At 63.5% G+C, this 21278-nt stretch carries 14 protein-coding genes and 2 pseudogenes; 9 read left to right on the top strand and 7 right to left on the bottom strand.

The genetic code is table 11. The features are described from left to right. The first annotated feature begins 3 nt into the window (after positions 1-3). From urtE to AB3L03_RS16050, 6 genes and pseudogenes are all read left to right on the top strand, one after another. Positions 4-693, top strand: coding sequence for an urea ABC transporter ATP-binding subunit UrtE (urtE, locus tag AB3L03_RS16075; protein WP_204513112.1), 690 nt, complete (start codon positions 4-6; stop codon positions 691-693). 27 nt (positions 694-720) lie between these two features. Further along, the gene (gene fmdA, locus AB3L03_RS16070; protein ID WP_007598072.1) at positions 721-1950 is read left to right on the top strand and encodes a formamidase; all 1230 of its coding nucleotides are present in this window, start codon (positions 721-723) and stop codon (positions 1948-1950) included. 90 nt (positions 1951-2040) lie between these two features. Further along, positions 2041-2415, top strand: coding sequence for a zinc ribbon domain-containing protein (locus AB3L03_RS16065; RefSeq protein ID WP_018455946.1), 375 nt, complete (start codon positions 2041-2043; stop codon positions 2413-2415). A 40-nt stretch (positions 2416-2455) separates the two neighbouring features. Next, a pseudogene (locus tag AB3L03_RS16060) lies at positions 2456-3497 on the top strand (aliphatic amidase). Positions 3498-3866: 369 nt separating this feature from the next. Next, a complete protein-coding gene (locus tag AB3L03_RS16055) occupies positions 3867-5852 on the top strand; it encodes a hypothetical protein (RefSeq protein ID WP_368508894.1) in 1986 nt (661 codons plus the stop codon). A 53-nt stretch (positions 5853-5905) separates the two neighbouring features. Next, positions 5906-6919 carry an autotransporter outer membrane beta-barrel domain-containing protein gene (locus AB3L03_RS16050; protein ID WP_368508893.1) on the top strand — a complete coding sequence of 338 codons (1014 nt, stop codon included), beginning with the start codon at positions 5906-5908 and terminating at the stop codon, positions 6917-6919. A gap of 3 nt (positions 6920-6922) precedes the next feature. Here AB3L03_RS16050 and AB3L03_RS16045 read toward each other — a convergent pair whose 3' ends face one another. The 5 genes from AB3L03_RS16045 to AB3L03_RS16025 form a co-directional block, all read right to left on the bottom strand. Continuing rightward, the gene (locus AB3L03_RS16045; protein ID WP_204513115.1) at positions 6923-7753 is read right to left on the bottom strand and encodes an MlaD family protein; all 831 of its coding nucleotides are present in this window, start codon (positions 7751-7753) and stop codon (positions 6923-6925) included. A gap of 146 nt (positions 7754-7899) precedes the next feature. Then, positions 7900-10119 (bottom strand): acetate--CoA ligase family protein, encoded by a 2220-nt coding sequence (locus AB3L03_RS16040; RefSeq protein ID WP_204513116.1) that lies wholly within the window; start codon positions 10117-10119, stop codon positions 7900-7902. Between the two features lie 159 nt (positions 10120-10278). Further along, on the bottom strand, positions 10279-11259 hold the full coding sequence (locus AB3L03_RS16035; protein WP_204513117.1) for a glycosyltransferase family 2 protein: 981 nt from the start codon (positions 11257-11259) through the stop codon (positions 10279-10281). A 150-nt stretch (positions 11260-11409) separates the two neighbouring features. After that, a complete protein-coding gene (locus AB3L03_RS16030; RefSeq protein WP_085348665.1) occupies positions 11410-11979 on the bottom strand; it encodes a class GN sortase in 570 nt (189 codons plus the stop codon). Between the two features lie 189 nt (positions 11980-12168). After that, positions 12169-14430 (bottom strand): marine proteobacterial sortase target protein, encoded by a 2262-nt coding sequence (locus AB3L03_RS16025; RefSeq protein WP_204513118.1) that lies wholly within the window; start codon positions 14428-14430, stop codon positions 12169-12171. A gap of 183 nt (positions 14431-14613) precedes the next feature. Here AB3L03_RS16025 and AB3L03_RS16020 point away from each other — a divergent pair. Next, a pseudogene (locus AB3L03_RS16020) lies at positions 14614-15383 on the top strand (multiprotein-bridging factor 1 family protein). Between the two features lie 135 nt (positions 15384-15518). Then, complete coding sequence (locus AB3L03_RS16015; protein WP_368508892.1) at positions 15519-16943, top strand: glycosyltransferase family 2 protein; 1425 nt, start codon at positions 15519-15521, stop codon at positions 16941-16943. 50 nt (positions 16944-16993) lie between these two features. On the opposite strand, the gene AB3L03_RS16010 is transcribed toward AB3L03_RS16015, so the two are convergent. Both AB3L03_RS16010 and AB3L03_RS16005 read right to left on the bottom strand, forming a co-directional pair. Continuing rightward, complete coding sequence (locus tag AB3L03_RS16010; protein WP_204513120.1) at positions 16994-18214, bottom strand: ABC transporter substrate-binding protein; 1221 nt, start codon at positions 18212-18214, stop codon at positions 16994-16996. A gap of 73 nt (positions 18215-18287) precedes the next feature. After that, the gene (locus AB3L03_RS16005) at positions 18288-19838 is read right to left on the bottom strand and encodes a long-chain fatty acid--CoA ligase (RefSeq protein WP_026233060.1); all 1551 of its coding nucleotides are present in this window, start codon (positions 19836-19838) and stop codon (positions 18288-18290) included. A 262-nt stretch (positions 19839-20100) separates the two neighbouring features. Here AB3L03_RS16005 and AB3L03_RS16000 point away from each other — a divergent pair, with 262 nt between their 5' ends. After that, positions 20101-21237: an acyl-CoA dehydrogenase family protein gene (locus tag AB3L03_RS16000; RefSeq protein WP_018455957.1), complete on the top strand. Its 1137-nt coding sequence runs from the start codon at positions 20101-20103 to the stop codon at positions 21235-21237. Positions 21238-21278 lie beyond the last annotated feature (41 nt).

Genomic DNA, 21278 nt, shown 5'->3' with positions numbered 1-21278 from the left:
ACGATGCTGGCTATTTCTGATCTTCACGTCGCCTACGGCCAGAGCGAGGTGCTGCACGGGCTCAACGTCAAAGTCGCGCCCAACGAGATCGTGGCGATCATGGGTCGCAACGGCATGGGCAAAACCACGCTGATGAAATCGCTGATGGGGATCCTGCCGGCCAAGAGTGGCTCGGTGACCATGGACGGCGCCGAGCTCGGCAGCCTGCCGAGCTACGAGCGGGTGGCCAAGGGGCTCGCCTATGTGCCGCAAGGCCGCATGATCTTTTCTGCCATGACGGTGAAGGAGAACATCGAGACCGGCCTCGTGGTCTCCGGCGGAACCGAAGTACCCGGTGACATCTACGAACTGTTTCCGGTGCTGCTGGAGATGAAGGACCGCCGTGGCGGCAATCTCTCCGGCGGCCAGCAGCAACAACTCGCGATCGCTCGTGCGCTGGCGACCAAGCCAAAAGTGCTGCTGCTCGACGAGCCGACTGAAGGTATCCAGCCGTCGATCATCAAGGAGATGGCGCGCACGCTCAAGCGCATCCGCGACGAGAAGGGGCTTTCAATCGTCGTGTCCGAGCAGGTCCTGAGCTTCGCGCTCGATATCGCCGACCGTGTGCTGGTGATCGAGAACGGCGAGATCGTCCGTGATGATCCGCGCGACGCCGTCGATGCCGCGCAGGTCTCGAAATATCTGTCCGTCTAACCAACCGTGTAAAAGGGGAGCTTCTCGATGCCAGAGACACTGATCAAGGTCGATCTCACCAAGTCGGCCTATGAAAATGACATGGTGCATAACCGCTGGCACCCCGACATTCCGATCGTGGCCTGGGTCAATCCCGGCGACGACTTCATCATCGAGACTTATGACTGGACCGGCGGTTTCATCAAGAACAACGATTCCGCCGACGACGTGCGCGACATCGATCTGTCGATCGTGCACTTCCTCTCCGGCCCGATCGGCGTCAAGGGCGCCGAGCCCGGTGACCTCCTCGTCGTCGACCTGCTCGACGTTGGCCCGATGAAGGAGAGCATGTGGGGCTTCAACGGCTTCTTCTCCAAGCAGAACGGCGGCGGATTTCTTACGGATCATTTCCCGCTGGCGCAGAAGTCGATCTGGGACATCAAGGGTCTCTACACCTCGTCGCGGCATATTCCGGGCGTCAACTTCGCCGGCCTGATCCATCCCGGCCTGATCGGCTGTCTCCCCGATCCGAAGATGCTGGACACCTGGAACAAGCGCGAGGCCGAGCTGATCGCAACCAATCCGACCCGTGTGCCCGGCCTCGCCAATCCGCCGTTCGCGCCGACCGCTCATGGCGGCCGCGCCAAGGGCGAGGTCAAGGACAAGATCGGAGCCGAAGGCGCGCGCACCGTGCCGCCGCGGGAGCATGGCGGCAATTGCGACATCAAGGACCTTTCGCGCGGCTCGAAGATCTACTTCCCGGTCTACGTGCCCGGCGCCGGTCTCTCGATGGGCGATCTCCACTTCAGTCAGGGCGACGGCGAGATCACCTTCTGCGGTGCGATCGAGATGGCCGGCTGGCTGCATCTGAAGGTCGAGGTGATCAAGGACGGCATGGCGAAGTACGGCGTCAAGAATCCGATCTTCAAGCCGTCGCCGATCACACCGAACTACAAGGACTATCTGATCTTCGAAGGCATCTCGGTCGACGAGGCCGGCAAGCAGCACTATCTCGACGTCACCATCGCCTACCGCCAGGCCTGCCTGAATGCGATCGAATATCTGAAGAAGTTCGGCTACTCCGGCGCCCAGGCCTATTCGATCCTTGGTACGGCACCGGTTCAGGGGCACATCTCCGGCGTCGTCGACGTGCCCAATGCCTGTGCCACATTATGGCTGCCGACGGAAATCTTCGACTTCGACGTGATGCCGTCCTCGGCAGGTCCGATCAAGCACATCAAGGGCGATATCCAGATGCCGATATCGCCGGACAAGTAATCCCTGCGCGACCGGATGCGAGACGGCGTATCTGCCGCCCCGCATCCGCCGCGACAGTTCTCTCACAGACAACAGCGTAGGGATGGTGCGATGCCGGTCTATGAATATCTCTGTGACGATTGCGGTCCGTTCAAGGATATGCGCCCGATGGCCGAATGCGACGATCCGCAAGCCTGTCCGCAATGTGAAATCATGGCGCCCCGCGTGATTCTGACCGCCCCGAACTTCTTCTGCATGCCGTCGGAGACGCGCAAGGCTCACGCCGCCAACGAGCGCAGCACGCACGCGCCGCAGACGCTGGCGCAATACAAGGCCTCGCATGGCCCCGGTTGCGGCTGCTGCTCCACGGGCAAGAATTCGTCAAAGAACGCGCCGGATAAGAACAAGCCGGCGCGGCTGGTGACCAAGACCAGGAGCGGTGCCAAGGGTTTTCCCACCGCGCGGCCCTGGATGATCAGTCACTGATTCACGCGGCAATCTCAAACAGAGTAGAGGAGCAATTCAAATGCTTCACGGTGACATCTCCAGCAGCAACGACACCGTCGGCGTCGCGGTGGTCAACTATAAGATGCCGCGCCTGCACACCAAGGCCGAGGTGCTCGACAACGCCCGCAAGATCGCCGACATGGTGGTGGGCATGAAGACCGGCCTTCCCGGCATGGACCTGGTGATTTTCCCGGAATACTCCACCCAGGGCATCATGTACGACTCCAAGGAGATGTATGAGACCGCTTGCGCGGTGCCCGGTGAAGAGACCGCGATTTTTGCGGAGGCCTGCCGCAAGGCCAAGGTGTGGGGCGTGTTCTCGCTCACCGGCGAGCGCCACGAGGAGCATCCGCACAAGGCGCCCTACAACACCCTGATCCTGATGAACGACAAGGGTGACATCGTGCAGAAGTACCGCAAGATCATGCCGTGGGTGCCGATCGAGGGGCTGGTATCCCGGCAATTGCACCTATGTCTCCGACGGCCCGAAAGGGATGAAGGTCAGCCTGATCATTTGCGACGACGGCAACTTCCCGGAGATCTGGCGCGACTGCGCCATGAAGGGGGCCGAGCTGATCGTGCGCTGCCAGGGCTACATGTATCCGGCCAAGGAGCAGCAGATCCTGATTTCAAAAGCGATGGCATGGGCCAACAATGTCTATGTCGCGGTCGCCAACGCTGCCGGCTTCGACGGCGTCTATTCTTACTTCGGTCACTCCGCGATCATCGGTTTCGACGGCCGCACCCTCGGCGAGTGCGGCGAGGAGGACTACGGCATCCAATATGCCCAGCTGTCGAAGCATCTGATCCGCGATGCGCGCCGCAACGGCCAGTCGCAGAACCATCTCTACAAGCTGGTCCACCGCGGCTACACCGGCATGATCAATTCCGGCGAAAGCCCGCGCGGCCTCGCCGTCTGCCCCTATGATTTCTACAAGAACTGGATCGCCGATCCCGAAGGCACCCGGGACATGGTCGAGGCGATGACGCGCGCGACGCCCGGTACCGCCGAATGCCCGATCGACGGCATCCCGAATGAAGCGGCGCCCACCAATTACTAAGCCGTTGCCCAAATCAGTGTGTGTGAAGGCGTGCCGCTCGCTCCCGTTGGGACGCGGCGCCGCCCCAGATGATCAGTCATTGATGTGAACGACGGTCAATATTGCGACCGAACCGAACACGCAAACGTCGTGGATCGACCAGGCTGCGCCGGAAAAGCGTGCCTCTGGTGCAACATGGTCCGCTGAATCAGTCCGGTTTTGCTGTCCCCCAGCGATTCCGCCGATTCCGTAGTTCCACGGAGGGGCCCGGCGGCCTAGTTTGCCGGCGGCGCCGCTGGGGAGCGCTGGACTGAGGGCATCAAAGTGGAATTTGGGCCGCCGAGGGCTGGTCGGATTGGGCTGCGCCTTGCCGCGGTCGCTTCGTCTGTCGTGGCGGTCGTTCTCAGCCTCGGCCTATCGGCGACACCTGCGCAGGCGGACTGCGCGCCCGACCCGGCGGCAAGCGGGCAGACCGTCACCTGTAGCGGCACCGATGCCGACGGCTTTGCGGCAAGCGGCGGCGTCACCAATCTGACCGTAAATGTGCTGACTGGCGCCAGCGTCAACGATAACGGCACGGCGGCGATCAACGTCAATGACACCAACGTCATCACTAACAATGGCACGGTGGCGGCGGGCTCGGGCCTCACCGGCATCAATGGCGGCAATTCGAACACCGTGACCAACAACGGCGCCATCACGGTGCTTGATAACGGCCTCGGTATCTCCGCGCTCGATCACAACATCATCATCAATGCCGGGACCGTCACCACCGGCGACCACGGCAGCGCGATCTCGGTAGGAAACAACAATAGCGTTAGCAACAGCGGTGCGCTGTCCATCGGCGCGTCGGGCGCGGGCATCTTCGCGGTCCAGAGCAACACGATCACCAACGCCGCGACGGGCACGATCACCGGACTCGATGATTCAATCGGGATTTTCGCTTCGTTCGGTGGCACGACCGTGACCAATGCAGGCGCGATCAAGGTCGGCGATTCCTCCGGCTTCTCCGGCGGCATCGTTGCGACCATGGATAACAACACGGTCACCAACACCGCCACCGGCACGATTTCGGTCGGGCAGGGTGCCGCTGGCATCTTTATGCAGGGTAGTTTTCAAATCGTCAGCAATTTCGGCGCAATCACGGCCGGCGACTTTGGTGTCGGCATCGCCTTGTTCGGTGATGACGCCAAGGTCACCAATAGTGGCTCGATCAAGTCGGGCGATGGCACGTCCGCCGGCATTGCGGTGCAGGGCAATCGGGTCGCGATCAACCAAAACGGGACGATCAGCGTGGGTCTGGGCGGTGCGGGCATCGCGTTTACGGGCCTGTCCTCCAGGATCAGCAACAATGGACGGATCACAGGGGCCGATTTCGCCGAAGGCATCGTAGCTCTCGGTGATTCCAACACCATCATCAACAGAGGTACGATCACGGTCGGCGATTCCGGCTTCGGCATCGACGTGAGCTCGTTCACAACGACAAACCACGTTGTCAATACCGGAACCATCACCGTCGGTGCTGGCGGCGTCGGCATCAGCGTGAGCGGCGGGGCCAACGTCTTCAACTCCGGGAACATCAACGCTGCGGCCGGAATCGCTGCAATCGAGTTTTGTGTCTGCGGCCCCAACACGCTGACGCTAGGACCCGGCAGCATCATCAACGGCCTGGTGCTCGGCACTGGCGTCGACACGTTCCAGCTCGGAGGCATCGGCAAGGATACGTTCAACCTCGACCTGATCGGTCCCCTTCTTCAGTATGACGGCTTCTCGACCTTCAACAAGGTCGACAATTCGACCTGGACGGTGACCGGCACGGGTAATCAGGACTGGAACGTGCTGGGCGGCACGCTCACGCTGGCCGGCACCATCAATGGCAATGTGAGTGTCGCGGCCGGCGGCACGTTCGGTGGCGTCGGCACGGTCGGAAGCTCCATCTCCGTCAACGGCGGCACGCTAGCACCGGGCAGTCCCACTGGGATGCTCAACGTGTCCGGTGATCTCTCGTTTACGTCGGCGTCGCACTACATGGTGCAGGTCTCGGGCACCAGCAACGGCGTCGCGGTCGTCACGGGAACGGCGACGCTCGCCGGCGCCACGGTCGTCGTCGTACCGACCGACTCGATCGCGAAGCACTACACGATCCTGAACGCGGGCACGCTGCCCGACAGCTTCAATCCGGTCGTCGCGGGTTTGTCGTCGAACCTGCATGCGACCCTGAGCTACGACCCCAACAACGTCTTCCTGGATCTCGCGCTGGGCTATGGCGGCGGCCTCAATATCAACCAGCAGAATGTCGCCAACATTCTGACGCACTACTTCGACAACACCGGCAGCCTTCCCGTGGTGCTGGCGATCTCTCGCCGACGGGACTGACGCAAGCCTCCGGCGAATCAGGGACGGGATCGCAGCAGACGACGTTCAATGCGATGAACCAATTTATCGGCTTGTTGACCGACGTCTTCAGCGCGGGACGCGGCGGCGCACCGGGCGCGACGCCCTATGCCGACGAGACGAACGCGACTGCCTATGCCGCGACCCGCAAGAACGCCAGCGACGCCCTTGCTTCGATCTACCGCAAGGCACCGCCGCTGACATTCGAGCAGCGCTGGGACGTCTGGGCCGCCGGCTATGGCGGCTCGCAGGCCACTGGCGGCAATGCGGCGCTTGGCTCGAACAACGCCACCAGCAGCGTGTACGGCACGGCGGTTGGTCTGGATTATCGCTTCTCGCCGTCGACGATCGTAGGTTTTGCGCTCGCCGGCGGCGGCACCGGCTTCAATGTCACCGGGCTCGGCTGGGGCCGCTCGGATTTGTTCCAGGCCGGCGCCTTCGTGCGTCACAACGCAGGACCAGCCTATGTCACGGCCGCGCTGGCCTATGGCTGGCAGGACGTCACGACCAATCGCATCGTCACCGCCGCCGGCCTGGATCAGTTGCGTGCGCAGTTCAACGCCAACGCGCTCTCGGGCCGTGTCGAGGGCGGCTATCGCTATGCCTCGCAGTGGATCGGCCTCACCCCCTATGCGGCGCTCCAGGCCACCGTGTTCAGCCTTCCGAGCTATTCGGAGTTCGCTGTGGTCGGCAGCAACGTCTTCGCGCTGAATTATGCCGCCAAGGACGTGACCAGCACCCGCACCGAACTCGGCCTGCGCGCGGACAAGTCCTTTGCCGCAGCCGGCGGCCTGATGACCCTGCGCGGCCGCGTCGCCTGGGCGCATGACTACAATCCGGATCGCACCGTCGGTGCGGTCTTCCAGACGTTGCCGGGATCCGCGTTCGTGGTGAATGGCGCCGCCCAGGCGCACGATTCCGCGCTGACCACAGCGGCGGTGCAGATGAGCTGGATGAACGGCTGGTCTGCGTCGACGACCTTCGAGGGCGAGTTCTCGAACGTCACCCGCTCTTACGCCGGCAAGGGCGTCGTCCGCTACGCGTGGTAGAGGCTAGCGTTTCTGCTGCGCCGGCTTGCGCGGCGGTCGCGGAGCGGCAGCCGGTGTGGGTGTCCCGCTCATCTTGTTGGCGGCCTCGCTGACGTCGAGCAGCGAGCGACGGATGTCTTCGAGGAAGTTCGCCGATTTCTTCCTCATGGTGTCGGCGAGCTCGTGCAATCCGTGGATCTTTTCGAACAGCTCATCCGCCTTGCCGTCGGCAAAGCCGGGCACTACGCCTTCGATCTTTGTGACCGCCTTGTCGAAGCCCGCGAAGGCGCTATCGACCTTGGCCATGACGGAATCGATTTCGCCGCCCTTGCTCCGGAGATCGGCGGTGTAGGTCTCGAACGTGCGCAGGCCTTCCCTGATCGCCGGCGCGTTGCTGACGATCGTGCGGTCGACACTATGCAGGGTGTCGACGATCGATTCGGCGTCGCTAAGATCGGCGGTCAGCACGGGTATGCCGTCCGAGTCCAGCGGCACTGGGGGCGCCGAGGGCGCGCCGCCGATCAGCGAGACCGCGGCGACGCCGGTGAGACCCTGGAACTCGATACCCGCGACGGTGTCCTTACGGATTGGCGCGGAGTTGTCGAGCATCACCAGGGCCACGACCTTGCGGGGATTGTCCAGCTTGATCGACAGGATCTGGCCGGCGGGAACACCGTCGAAATTGACCGGCCCGCCGCGGCGCAATCCGCTGGCCGAGCCGCCCTCGAAAACCACGCGCAACTGGCTGCGGCTCTGGAGGGTGCGCCATTTCTGCACGCCGAGGACGCCGCCGAACGCCACGGCAATCACCGCCAGCGTCGCCGTTCCGATCACCAGATTGCTCGCGCGTGCCATGCTGGGTGATTTTACGGCCAAACGAGGGAAGTTGGAAGGAGCTGCAATGGTACGTAGGGCGGGTTAGCGAAGCGTAACCCGCCAACGCCTCGTGTGGCCATGGACTAATTGGCGGATTACGCTGCGCTAATCCGCCCTACGCGACATCAATGCCCAGCCGCGCGTTTGGCCGCAGCATTGTTCAGCACGATGAGGGCATCGACGGCGACGCCTGTTTTGGCATTGATCAGGAACGGATTGACATCAATCGAGGCGATCCGGTCGCCGGCATCCGCGATCAGATTGGACAGGCCGACCAGCGCCCTCACCGCGGAGGCCTCGTGCAAGGCCGGCTTGCCCCGATAGCCGCGCATCTTGATACCGGCCTTGGTGCGGCCGATCAGGAGCCGGGCCTCGGCATCGTCCAGCGGCGCACCGGCGAGCGCCACGTCTTTCATCAGCTCGATGTCGATGCCGCCGGTGCCGAACAGCACGACCGGACCCATCTCGGCATCGAGGGAGGCGCCGATCACGAGCTCCAGATCGGCCTTCACCTGTTGCGCGATCAGGATGCCGTCGAGCTTCGGCTTGCCCTTCAGCTTGCTCACCCGCGCGGTGATGTCGGCGAACGCCTTCTTCACCGCGGCCGGGTTGTTGAGATTCAGCACCACGCCGCCGATATCTGATTTGTGCAGGATCTCGGCGCTGACGACTTTGGCCACGACCGGGAAGCCGATCTGCTTGGCGATCTTCACGGCCTCGGCTGCTGTCTGTGCGATTGCCTCCTTCGAGATCGGGATGCCATAGGCCTTCAGCAGCTTCTTGGAGGCGACCTCGTCGAGTGCGGCGCCGGTTGCCGATTTCAGCGCCTTCTCAAGCACGGCACGCGCTGCAGGCTTCGAGCTGGAGACGATATCAGGCACTTCCTTGCGCAGCTTGGCGTAGTCGAGCAGCGACTTGATCGCAATCACCGCGCGATCCATGCCCTGCATGACCGCCAGATGCGGCAGCGACTTGCGCAAGGTCTTGGTGAACTCGGTGAAGCCGATCGACATCGCGCTGATATAGATCACCGGCTTGCCGGCCCGGCCGGCCATCTCGTCGACGATGCGCAGATTGCGCTCGCGCAACTCGTGCGGCGCTTTCGGCAGCTCGGCATCGATGATGACGATGTCGATATCGGGGTCGTCGATCATCAGCCCGATCGATTTCATGTAGACGGAGGGATCGACCACCGCGGCAAAGCCGGCGTCGAGCGGGTTGCCGACGATCGAGCCCGGCCCGAGCATCTTTGCCAGCTCCGAGCCGACATGCGAGCTGAGTGGTGCAAAATTCAGGCCTTCTGCATCGAAGGCGTCGATCAGCATGCCGCGCTTGCCGCCGGATAGCGTCACTGCGGCGAGCCGGTCGCCCCTGGGCACTGCGGCGTGGACGAAACATTCGGTGGTCTCGATCAGCTCGTCGAGCCCGCCGACCCTGATGACCCCTTCGCGCGTTGCAATGGCGTCGAAGGTCTCGATCGAGCCCGCGAGCGCGCCGGTATGTGCCATCGCCGCCGCGCGGCCGCCCTCGGACGCTCCGAGCTTGAGCGCGATCACCGGTTTGCTCGCGGCGCGCGCCGCCTTGCAGGCGTCCCGGAATGCCTTGGTGTTGCGCACGCCTTCGAGGTAGACCACGATCACCTTGATGCTAGGATCCTCGGCGAAATAGCGCATCAGGTCCGGCGTCTCGAGCCCGGCCTCGTTGCCGGTCGTCACCATGTAGCCGACCCCGACGCCGCGATCTTCCAGGGCCTGGCGGATCGCCATGACGATGGCGCCGGATTGCCCGGCAATCGCCACCGCGCCCTGTTCCATGGTGACGATACGGTCGTCGATATTGGTGAAGAGCTTTTCGCCCGCGCTCAAATTGCCGAGGCAGTTCGGGCCGGTGACCGCCAATCCCGTCTCGCGCACGGCCGCTTGCAGTTCGGCGGCGAGCTTCTGGCTTTCCTCGTCCTGCAACTCGCTGAAGCCCGAGGTGACGATGGTGGCCGAGCGCGCGCCGGCCGCGGCGGCATCGCGGATCACCTGCACGGCAAAGCGCGCCGGCACCAGCACCAGCACGTGGTCGGGCTTCTCCGGGAGGCTTGCAAAGTCCTTGTAGCAGGGGACACCCCAGATGGTGTCGCGCTTGGAATTGACGGGATAGAGCCCGCCCTCGTAGCCGTATTTGACCAAATTGTTCCAGATGCGCTCGGCATAGTTGCCGGGCTTGTCGGTCGCGCCCACCAGCACGATGTTGCGCGGATGCAGCATGGCGTGGATGCCCTTGACGATGTCGCTGGCATCGGGCGGCGGAGACCATGGGCGCGATGAAGCTGAGGCGGCAGATACGCGAGCTTCCATGGTGTGACCTCACCTGTTGTTCTTGTTGGCGGTGCGTCACTCTGTTCTATGGCGAGTTCTTCGGACTGGCAACCACGTGGGCGGGTATGCCGTGCGGTGGAATGAGCGCGCGCCAAGCCCTGGTGATCGACATTTTGGGATCACTGCTCGCGCCGTGGTTCAGTATCGCAGGATGCCGAGCTTGTAGGCGTAGTGATAGGCCAGCTGCTTCGCCAGATAAGGAGCGATGGCGCGCCGGATCTGCATCTGTGTCGGTTCGAAGCCGAGAATGCGTCGCCGCAGGATGCCCATCTCCCTGACGCCGACCGCATAGGTCGATGCCGTCTTTTGTGCGTCATGGATTCGGAAGCAGGCGAGAAATCGCGGCAAGCGTGCAAATTTGAATCCTGCGGCTTGCGCCCGCAGGATGAAGTCCCAGTCCATCGCGTAGTGTAAGCTCTCGTCGATCGGCCCGATCCTGTCCCACACGCGCTTGCGCCAGAACATCGTCTCTTGCGGAATGTAGTCGGCATATCGCAACGCCTTGCCGTCATGAGGCGGGAGCACGGCGCGGCCGACCTCGAGTCCCTCGCGATCGATGAAGACGCGATGGCCGTAGACGACGTCGACACGCGGATGTGCGATGAAGTAATTTGCGACATACGCAAGTGTCCCGGGCAGCAGCACGTCGTCGCTGTTGAGATAGGCCATGATCTCGCTCTCGGCGCCGACGAAGCCGAGATTGATGGCGCTGGATTGCCCCTTGTCCGGTTCGCTGCTCCAGCTCAGGCTATCGCCGCGCCTCTTCAGGAGATCGAGCGTGCCGTCGATCGAGGCGCCGTCCTGCACGTGATAATACAGGTCCGGATAGTTCTGGCTGACGATGCTGTCGATCGTGGCGCCGAGATATTGCGCATGGTTGTAGCTCGGAGTGACCATCGCGATTCTGGGCGCGCCCGGATGGATCGCAGGAGTTCGCGGGAAAGCCGTCAGGTTGAGCAGGCGCGGCGGATATTGCTCGAAGGTCCACATCGGCGGGCGGCGCCAGAGGCTCCGAAGCGAGGAGCGTCTTTGCCCGGCGGCGATAAGATCCTGGTTCCTCTCCAGGAGCGCGACGCGGCTTTCCAGCTGTTCGAGACGCTGCCTGAATTCCTCATCCATCACCGTCTTCTCGCAAATTACAGCGGAAATGCTCAATGGGCCATTCTGATGGGTCTGCGGTCGACGGCGCCGGTTCAGGGGTTCCATCGAGCGGCATTGTCCCTACAGGTCGGGCGGATTCAAGAGGGGGTGCGGATCGATTGCGAACCGCTATTCATCAGTGCCGATCAGGGTAGCATGCAGGATGTAGCGCTCGGGGCCGGACGCGACGGCGTCGAACGGCCAGCAGGTCGCGAGCACGAGTTCGGCTGCTCGTGCCGCAGGATCGATCCCCGAGGCATCGAAGCGAACCACAGCGGAGGAATCCGCGCGAAAACGAAAGTGCTTGCCATCACTGCGTGTGACGTCGATCAGGTCACCAATGGCGACATTCCGCAGGAAACGGAAATGAGTGTCGCGGTGCGCTGCATATACGGCAACGCCCCGCTCGCCCGCGTCAGCCGTTTGGCGGATATGGCCGGGCCCGAAAGCGAGCGCCTGGCCGCTCGCGCCTTCCAGTACGATCGCGCGGGCGCCGATCCGCCTCACCTCGATTCGCGCAACCGGCCAAGTATCGGCCCATGACCATGGCCTGACCACCTCGCCGGTCGCAACGCTCTGGTCGAATGCGCGCTCCAGCAGCACCTGCGCGAGCCATGCTTTGGCATGGATGTAGGCGCCGTCGCCGAACAGGATGATGCCGATCAGGGCGAGAGCGAGGGGAGAGATGATGCGCGGCATTGTACTAATTCCCGTCATTGCGGGGAGCGAAGCGACGAAGCAATCCAGACTGTCTCCGTGGATGAGTTTCTGGATGCTTCGCTTGCAATGACGAAGGTGAGAGGGCGAGTTCAAAAAGGCGCGCGCGGCCGTTGGTGTGTGGGACGGGCAGCCGCGCGCGCTAACAGAGGAGTTCGGGGGGCTCCTCTCTCAAGCGGCGTCAGTGAGCAAGGACTGACGCCGCTTGAACACGAACAGGATCAGGGCGAGCACGACCAAGATCAGGCCTGCGGTCATTTTCAGCTCGGCCGAGGTCGCGGTCTTGGGCAGGCGGATCGCATCCGGTGCAGCGGGCGTCGGTCGCCTCGTGGCCGGCTGGTTGCGTGCATCGGCGTGACGCTCGCGGAGCTGCGCTGGGACCTGCTGTCGTTCGCCAAAGACCTTCGCGAAATCCCAACCGGCCGGCAGGTTGATCGGCAATTCGCTGGGCTTGAGCGGCTCGCCTTCGGGACGGCTCGGCGTCTTGTCGACCGCGACGAGGCTGGTGAGCCGCGTGACGATCTGATGGTCGAGCGCCAGTGCCAGGATTGCCTTGTCCGAGTCTTCGGGCGTCATTTCGCGCAGGGTGCGCGCCACTTCGGCATCGGCGATCTTGCGCTTGGCCCAAAGCTTCGACAGGCCGTTGCCTTCGGCCGTATTTTGCAGCGGCAGCGTCACCGACCATGGGCGGTCACCGACGCGGCCCTTGATTTCGACCGAGCCCGCAAGCGTGTCGAGCTTTGCCGCCAGCACCAGCGGCTCGTCGCGATAGACGTCGGGAATGATCGTCGGTGTGACGTCGGCCTTCGCTTCGGAGAACTTTACGCTCAGCCCGGTCACGGCCGGGTTCTCGAGCTTGGCAAACAGGCCGCGCATGCGCTCCTCGACCTGCTCGACGGAGCCGATATGGGTGAAGGCACCGCGGCCGAGCTCGGCGGCGCGCGTCATCAGATAGGTGTTGGGCGCCGATCCGATGCCGACCATGAACACGCGCGAGCGGCCGCGCATCGCCGTGATCGTTTCGAACAATTGCTGCTCGTTGCCGATCGCACCGTCGGTCAGGAATACGACCTGGCGAACCATGCCGGCGTCGCCAAGCTTGTCGGTCAGCGCGGCCCGCATCGCCGGCACCATCTCGGTGCCGCCACGCGCCTGCAGCGCGCTGACGAACGAGGTGGCTTCACCGACACGCTCGGCATCCGCCGCGACGGAGACCGGAAACAGCACGTCCATGGTATCGTCGAAACGGATGACGTTGAAACGGTCGGTCGGCTGGAGACGGGAGAGCGCGTAGGTGAGGCTCGCCTTGGCCTGAACGATCGACGTGCCGCCCATCGAGCCGGAATTGTCGATCACGAATATCACCTCGCGCGGCCGCGGCTTCTGCGTCGCCTGCTCGGCGGCGGGCGGGGTGACAAAGGCAAGCAAATAATCGGCGTCGCCGACGCGCTCGCGAAATAAGCCGACCGACGGCGCCTTCACGGCCGCTGGCTTCCAGGTCAGTTCGAAATCGCGGTCGGCAGCCACGGCACCGTCGGCAAGCGAGACGATTCGCATCGTATTGTCCGGGCTCGCGACCTTGACGTTATGATGGGGGCTCGTGACCTCGCCGAGCGCAAAGCCGGCGTTCAGACGCACCGTGATGCTGGTCGGATTGACCGGTGCATTCCTGGCGGGATCCAGCACGGGCGGCGAGATGCGGTCGCGGTCCGGCACCGGGTCCGAGTTGGTCGCGCCCCAGCCGGAGCCATCGTTGCGGAAATCGGCGCTCTGGACGATCGGCGCCGGATTGTAGCGCGGCCCGACCACCAGCGGCAGGCGCAGTGAATATTCGTTGCCGGATTGATGCACCGGCTCCTGATATTCGATCTGCACCAGCACGGTTTCGCCGGGGCCGATATTGGCGACCGAGTTGGTGAAGATGTTCGGCCGCTCCTGTTCGGTGAGCGCGGCCTTCTGGCCGGCGCGGCGCGCCTCTTCGTAGATCATGCGCGCCTGTTGCCGCTCCTTGATGTCCCCGACGATGACGCGGTTGCCGACCACCATCTTCAGCGAATCGACGGCGCCGCCCGCGGGGAGCGGATAGACATAGGTGGCCTCGACCCAGTCCTTGGTCGGGTTGCGAAAGATTTGGGTGACTCGTGCTCGCAGCGTCGGGCCCGACACCGTGATGTCGACGTCGATGCCGAGGCGGATCGCTTCCGTGTAGGCGCCATCCTCCTTGAGGAGGAGAGACCCGGATTTGGCATCGCCGGGCTGGAGCAGGCTGGCCTGCTCCGTCGTCGCCGACCAGCCCGGCTCGAAGCTCACCAGCAGGGCCACGAAGGCGACCAGCATCACCGCGATGCCCTGCGCCAGAAGGAACAGTCCGACCACGATCAGTCTGCCCAGCCAAGGGTGTTCGTTGCTGTCCGTCGTGTCATAGATATCCATTTGGCCTGCTCCCGAGCATTTTTGCTGGCCCCGAGCATCCGCCGGGACGGCCCGATTTCGCGAGCAGAATGATCGGCAATGTTCCGCCACGGCCGGCCCGGCCCGCCGCCTCCGAGATGGCGAAGTGCGGTTTTGTGCTGGTTTGTCCGTCCTGCTAGGATGTCGTCCTGGAGCAGGGCCACGATGCAGACGCAGGACAAATTCACCGACAAGCAGCTGTCGGACGAGCAGAGCCGCGAGATCGCGGAGACCATTCGCGAGGAGCTCGCCAGGCGCCGGATCTCCCGGCAGGCGCTGGCCGAGCAGGCCAAGCTCAGCCTGTCGACGCTGGAGAAGGTGCTCGGCGGCCGACGGCCGTTCACGCTGGCGACCACGGTGCGGGTGGAGCAGGCGCTGGGCGTCTCCCTGCGTAGAAGCGCCGCCGTGGTGACGGCTCCGGCCGCAAACGATGTCGCGCCCGACAGCCTCGGCTCCTATGCGCATCGCGCGGTGACGTGGCTCGAGGACGTCTACATCACGCTGCGACCGTCGTTCGGCGACAAGGACGCGATCTTCGCCTACCGCACCGAGATCGTCTGGGAGCCGAAGGTCTCTTCACTGGTGTTCCGCGAGGGCGAGCGGACCGATGCCGCCTATGAACACACCGGCGAGGTCGCCGTGCCGCATCAGTCCGGCTTCATCTATCTCGTCATCATCAAGCACGGCCAGCATCGCGTGATCACTGTGTCGCGGCCGACGGTCGCCGGCGAGATGTACGGGATCATCTCGACGCTCCGCGCCGGTCCCGGCTCGCAGCTGACGCCGATCGCAGCGCCGATCGCTTATGTGCCGCTCGAAACTTCGCGAAGCCCTCGCTGGGTCGGGTCGCGCCCGGCGATGCTAACCACGAATTGTACCAAAAGCATCTGCGCCGAACGGTGGAAGAATCGTTCGCGCTGTTTCTGTCGGTATAGCCCGCAAGAAATTATCCGGAATGACGAGCATGCGTCTATAAGGGGACATGCAGGACGCGTCCGCACTCTACGACGGCAGAATCTCCGCTGTTCTCAATCATTATCCCGCTCGAATCTCACCGCGGGCAGTGGGAGATGTCCTGGCTCGGCTGGACGTCGCAAACTGCCGACACATCGCTCTACGAGATCATTCTGGTCGTGCCTCCGGATTTCACGGCACGCGAGCAGTTGAAGGCGCTGGCCGGCAACAGGGCTCGCCTCGAATTCACCGATTCCGAACACGACATCGGGCTCTGCGCATTCGGCGCGACGAAGGCGCGCGGCAGCTATCTGTTCTTCACGGAATCGCACTGCCGGCCCGAACCCGACGTGATCGAACTCTGCATTCGCGCGATCGATACTCATCCCGATTGGGCCGGCTTTTCCTGCCGTTCGATCCCGATCTGCCATAACCGGTTATCCGTGGCAGAGGCCGCCATGTACCAGGCCGACATCGAGTTCGGTATGAAGCAGCATCCCTGGCGCAAGGTCCTGGATCAGTGTTTCGTGACGCGGCACGACGTCTACCGGGAATGCGGCGGCCTGCGCGAGGAGCTCGGTCATTTCGCCGAATGGGTGCTCGCCGCCGCCTATCACGCGAGAGGTCATTCCATCGGCTATCTCGAGGAGGCGCGCTTCCATCACTACTATGTCGGTGAGATCGGCGAGCTGAAGCAATTCACGCTCGACTTCGTGCAAGGCGAGATTCGCTATCTGAGCGAGGCCCGCAACGATGCCGGCAGCGAGCTGCTCGACATTCCGGTCGAGTGGAGCTCGCGGAGCGAGGCCGGCGCGTCGCTCGCCCGCAATGCACTGAACGCGCTCCTGCGCTCCAGCCTCGGTGACGGCGGGGGAGGGCCTGGCGAGAAATGGGTGGCGGTATGGCGTTGGGCCGTGCCGGCGCTGCTCGGCGGTCTCGGCGCGCGCGGTTTCGCGCGGCTGGCGGCATGGCACGCGCGGGCCGTGCTGGTCGCTGTGACGGCCGCCGGATCGAGCGATGCGATCGCGCGATGGATGCGGCGATACATCGCCGCGCTGATCCGGCATCAGAGGCTCGATTGCATTCACCGTCTCGGACGAGATGCGGGACCTGTTGACGGGCTCCTTGGTGAGCGCGTTGTCGCGCAGATCGGATTCCATGCCGAAGAGTTCTCTGCCGGTCACACTTTCCGCTGGAGCGAACCAGAGGCAGCCGTGCGCATCAAGGGGAAGCCGGGCCGCACCATTGTCCGCGTTCGAAGCCCCGCACTTCGCGCACCGCTAGATACGATAGACACGCGATTCTATGTCGATGGCACGGCCATCCGCCCCGAAGCGGTCGTGACCGGTTGTGACAGCTACAGGCTGAGCCTCGATCTGCCGCCGTCAGGCATCGCCACCCTCGCCTGGGCATGCCCCATGTTCAGGGGCGTCGGCGATTCGCGTCGTCTCGGCCTGCCGATCGCGGGCATCGACGTCGGCGACGACATGATCGAGGTTGAAAGCGCGGGAACAGCGCCGTCGCTTGCTGGAAAAGAATAGCGGCCCTTCGGCCGCTATTCGGTCGATTCAGGCTGTTGCTCTCAGTCGAACTAGCCGCCCGTTTCGGCGCTGATGATATCGCCGAACAGTTCCCACTGGCCCTTCTTGAACCGCCACATCTTGAGCTGCTCGATCGGCGCGAAGTCCGTGGCGGAGGTGTTGATCTTGATGCCCGGGATCAGTGTGTCGGGCACGAAGCCCTTCAGGCTCGCTGCCTGCTTCATCACATTCTCACGGGTCAGATTGTCCCCCGCCTGCTTCAGCACCTGCACCATCGTCTGGGCTGCGGCATAGGCGTAAACCAGATTGGCGTCCGAAATATTTGCACCGGGTATGTATTTGTCGACGAAGACCATGAACTTCTTCATGCCCTCATCATCCTTCCACTGCGGATCCGACGCATCCTTCAGATAACCAGCCGACAGCACCCCTTCGGATGCCTCGAGGCCGGCAGGCTTCATCACCGCGCCGATGGACACCGAGACATCGGTCATGAGATGCATCGGCTTCCACTCCAGCTCCGCGATCTTCTTGATCGCCTGCGCCGCGAATTTCGGCGTGGCGATGTTTACGAAGACATCGGCGCCGGTGCCCTTGAGCTTGACGATATGAGCATCGATCGAGGGTTCCGACGTCTCGTAGCTCTCTTCGGCCACGATCAGTTTCGATGCCTTGTCACCGAACACGTCCTTGATGCCGGCGAGGTAGTCCTTGCCGAAATCGTCGTTGGCATAAAAAATCGCGACCTTCGCGTCCGGCTTCTCCTTCAGAATATACTTCGCGAAGATCTGTGCCTCGACGCGGTAGCTGGGCTGGAAGCCCATCGTCCAGGGAAAGTTCTTCGGGTCATTCCACTTGCTGGCGCCTGTGGCGAGGAACAGCTGCGGCACCTTCTTGGAATTATGATATTTCTGCACGGCGGTCTGGGTCGGCGTGCCCAGCGCGTTGAACACCAGGAAGACCTCGTCGCTCTCGATCAGCTTGCGGATCTGCTCAACGGTCTTCGGCGGCGAGTAGCCGTCGTCGTAGGAGATCCAATTGATCTTTCGGCCGTTGATGCCACCCTGGTCGTTGATCATCTTGAAATAGGCTTCCTCGGTCTTGCCGATGACCCCGTAGGCGGAAGCCGGGCCGGAATAGGCCTCGACATTGCCGATCTTGATCTCGGTGTCGGTGACGCCGGTGTCGTACGCCTTTTGCGCATACGCGGTTTGGGCTGTCAGCAGCACCAACGCCGTTGCTGCGGCGAGCAGGGAGAGTTTCTTTTTCATGAAAATTCCTTGGCTTTTCTGGGTTGGAACACGCACGTCAAAAAGAAAAGTGCCCGCGAGAGGGGCGCTTTGATCAGGCGTTGGCGGCTTTCTTGTCGACTTCCGAGGCGCCCGAGAATTCCTTGCGCAAGGTCGGCTTGTGGATCTTGCCGGTGGCGTTGCGGGGTAACGCATCGACGAAGCGGACCTGGCGTGGACATTTGAAGCGCGCGAGATTCGCCGCGCAGTGCGCGAAGACATCTGTCTCGGTCAACCGCTGGCCGGGCTTGGCCGCGACGATGGCGAGGCCAACCTCGCCCCATTGCGGATCGGGAATGCCGATCACGGCGGCTTCCGCGATAGCGTCGAGTTGGTGCAGGACGTTCTCGACCTCGGCCGGATAGACGTTCTCGCCACCGGAAATGTACATGTCCTTCCAGCGGTCGACGATGTAATAAAAACCTTCCTCATCGACGCGTGTCGCGTCGCCCGTGTGCAGCCAGCCATCGGTGAACGACGTCTTGTTCGCCTCCGGCCTGTTCCAGTAGCCGGGCGTAATGTTCGGTCCCTTGACCCAGAGCTCGCCGAGTTCGCCGACATCGGCGTCGCCGCCGTCAGGACGCACGATGCGCACTTCAGTGTGCAGCACCGGCTTGCCGGCGGAGCCGGCTTTCCGTGCCGCATCCTCGCGGTCGAGCACCAGCACGGCCGGCGAGGTCTCGGTCATGCCGTAGCCCTGCTGGAGTGCGACGCCACGCGCCTCCCACACCTTGAGCAGCGGCACCGGCATTGGTGCGCCGCCGACACCTCCCACGATCAACCGGCCGAGGTCGGTGGTCGCGAACGCCGGATGCTGGGCCATGAACTGGTAGATCGCGGGCACGCCGAAGAACACGTTGATGCCCTGTGCGGGATCGTTGATCAGGCCGAGCGCCGTGCCGGGATCGAAGGCGCGCATGATCATCACGGTGCCGCCGGCGTGCAGCACCGGATTGGTGTAGCAATTCAGGCCGCCGGTGTGGAACAGCGGCAGCACGGTGAGCAGCACCGAGGACGGCCCGATGCAGGCTGGGCCGCCGAGATTGACGCAATTCCAGAAGGTCATGCCATGGGTGATGGTGGCGCCCTTGGGATGACCCGTTGTGCCCGAGGTGTACATGATGGTCGAGACGTCATCGAGGGTCACCTCCTCGATTTTCTCGAGTGGCTTTGCGGCGGCGATGCCGGCCTCATAAGTCCCGCTGGGGCCAAGCAGCAGGCTCGTCGCAATGCCGCAGAGCCTTGCCACGGCCAGCGCCGTTTCGGCGAGATCGGTGTCGTGGATCATCACCTTCGGCGCGCAATCTGCGGTGATGAACTGGAGTTCGGGAACGGTGAGGCGGGTGTTCAGCGGCACGAAGATCGCACCTAACCGCCCGCAGGCGAATTGCACCTCCAGCGTATCGGTCGTGTTCAGCGCCAGCACCGCGACCCGCTCGCCGCGCGAGACTTTCAGCGCATGGCGCAGAAATGACGCGAGACGCGAGATGCGCGCGTCGAGCTGCGCATAGGTAAAGCGGCGCTCGCTCGCGAGGTCTATCACCGCAATCTTGTTCGGTGTGCGGCGGCCATGGTGGGCGATCCAGTCGTAGTAACGAACGGCCAAGAATTCCTCCCTCGGCGGACTTGTGCCGCCCGCGTCCCTATTGCCATGCACCATGCCCGGCATGGCCCAAGGGCCAGCCGGAGTTTGTGCACCATCCTTTTTTTGATCCGGAGTTGGCGCGCGAGCGATGAAAATCGTCTTGCGTTGAGTTGCTAGAGCGAGCTTGCTTGGAGCGGGGCTCGGCCAGCCACTCCGCGCAAGTGAGCCGCCAAGGTTCCGGCCATGGTGGACGAGACGAATCCGCCAGCAAGGCGAGAGTGCGATGATGAGCCCGTTCTATACCGCCGAGCATGACGCCTTTCGCGAGGTGATGCGCCGCTTCGTCGACAAGGAGATTGCGCCCTTCGCCCACGAGTGGGATGAGGCCGGTGAATTCCCCCGCGCGCTCTATCGCAAGGCGGCCGAGATCGGGCTCTTGGGACTCGGTTTCCCCGAGGAATATGGCGGGATCGCCGCCGACCAGTTCATGAGGATCGTCGCCAGCCAGGAGCTGGCGCGGGCTGGCGCCGGCGGTGTCAGCGCCAGCTTGATGAGCCATACGATCGGTTCGCCGCCGGTCGCGCGGGCCGCGCGCCCCGAGGTGAAGGCGCGCGTGCTGCCTCAGGTGCTCGCGGGTGAGAAAATCTCCGCGCTCGCGATCACCGAGCCGGGCGGCGGCTCTGATGTCGCGGGCCTCCGCACCAAGGCGCGGCGCGACGGAGATCACTACGTCGTGAGCGGCGAGAAGACCTTCATCACATCCGGGATGCGTGCCGACTATTTGACCGTTGCGGTGCGCACCGGCGGCGAGGGCGCCGGCGGCGTCAGCCTGCTCCTGATCGAGGGGGATACGCCCGGCCTGTCCCGGACAAAGCTGAAGAAGATGGGCTGGTGGGCCTCCGACACCGCGACCCTGCATTTCGACGAGTGCCGCGTACCGGCGGAAAACCTGATCGGCGAGGAAGGCCAGGGGTTCAAGATCATCATGCGGAATTTCAACAGCGAGCGCATGGGCATGGCGGCGGGCTGCACCGCGTTCGCGCGCGTCTGCCTCGACGAGGCCATTGCCTACGCCAAGGAGCGCAAGACCTTCGGCAAGCCGCTCGCGCAGCACCAGGTGATCCGCCACAAGATCGTCGACATGGCGCAGAAGGTCGCCGCATCGCAAGCGATGCTGGAGATGCTGGCCTGGCGGCTGGAGCAGGGCGAAAGCCCGGTCGCCGAAATCTGCATGATGAAGAACCAGGCGACCCAGACCATGGCGTTCTGCGCCTCGGAAGCGGTGCAGATTTTTGGCGGCGCCGGCTTCATGCGCGGCATCAAGGCCGAGCGCATCTACCGTGAGGTCAAGGTCAACGCGATCGGCGGCGGCACCGAGGAGATCATGAAGGATCTCGCGTCGCGGCAGATGGGGTTGTGACCTCTTTCTCCGTCATGGCCGGGACGAGCCCGGCCATGACG

This window comes from Bradyrhizobium lupini (assembly GCF_040939785.1).
Classification (GTDB): Bacteria; Pseudomonadota; Alphaproteobacteria; order Rhizobiales; family Xanthobacteraceae; genus Bradyrhizobium; species Bradyrhizobium canariense_D.
The sequence above is the reverse complement of the archived record's forward strand: the minus strand, read 5'-3'. Positions and strand labels throughout refer to the sequence as shown.

Coding starts and splice junctions, on each gene's coding strand:
- AB3L03_RS16030 (WP_085348665.1), bottom strand. CDS start 11,979: ATGCCGCGCATCATCTCTCCCCTCGCTCTCGCCCTGATCGGCATCATC.
- AB3L03_RS16010 (WP_204513120.1), bottom strand. CDS start 18,214: ATGAAAAAGAAACTCTCCCTGCTCGCCGCAGCAACGGCGTTGGTGCTG.
- fmdA (WP_007598072.1), top strand. CDS start 721: ATGCCAGAGACACTGATCAAGGTCGATCTCACCAAGTCGGCCTATGAA.
- AB3L03_RS16025 (WP_204513118.1), bottom strand. CDS start 14,430: ATGGATATCTATGACACGACGGACAGCAACGAACACCCTTGGCTGGGC.
- AB3L03_RS16050 (WP_368508893.1), top strand. CDS start 5,906: ATGAACCAATTTATCGGCTTGTTGACCGACGTCTTCAGCGCGGGACGC.
- urtE (WP_204513112.1), top strand. CDS start 4: ATGCTGGCTATTTCTGATCTTCACGTCGCCTACGGCCAGAGCGAGGTG.
- AB3L03_RS16015 (WP_368508892.1), top strand. CDS start 15,519: ATGTCCTGGCTCGGCTGGACGTCGCAAACTGCCGACACATCGCTCTAC.
- AB3L03_RS16035 (WP_204513117.1), bottom strand. CDS start 11,259: ATGGATGAGGAATTCAGGCAGCGTCTCGAACAGCTGGAAAGCCGCGTC.
- AB3L03_RS16040 (WP_204513116.1), bottom strand. CDS start 10,119: ATGGAAGCTCGCGTATCTGCCGCCTCAGCTTCATCGCGCCCATGGTCT.
- AB3L03_RS16000 (WP_018455957.1), top strand. CDS start 20,101: ATGATGAGCCCGTTCTATACCGCCGAGCATGACGCCTTTCGCGAGGTG.
- AB3L03_RS16065 (WP_018455946.1), top strand. CDS start 2,041: ATGCCGGTCTATGAATATCTCTGTGACGATTGCGGTCCGTTCAAGGAT.
- AB3L03_RS16045 (WP_204513115.1), bottom strand. CDS start 7,753: ATGGCACGCGCGAGCAATCTGGTGATCGGAACGGCGACGCTGGCGGTG.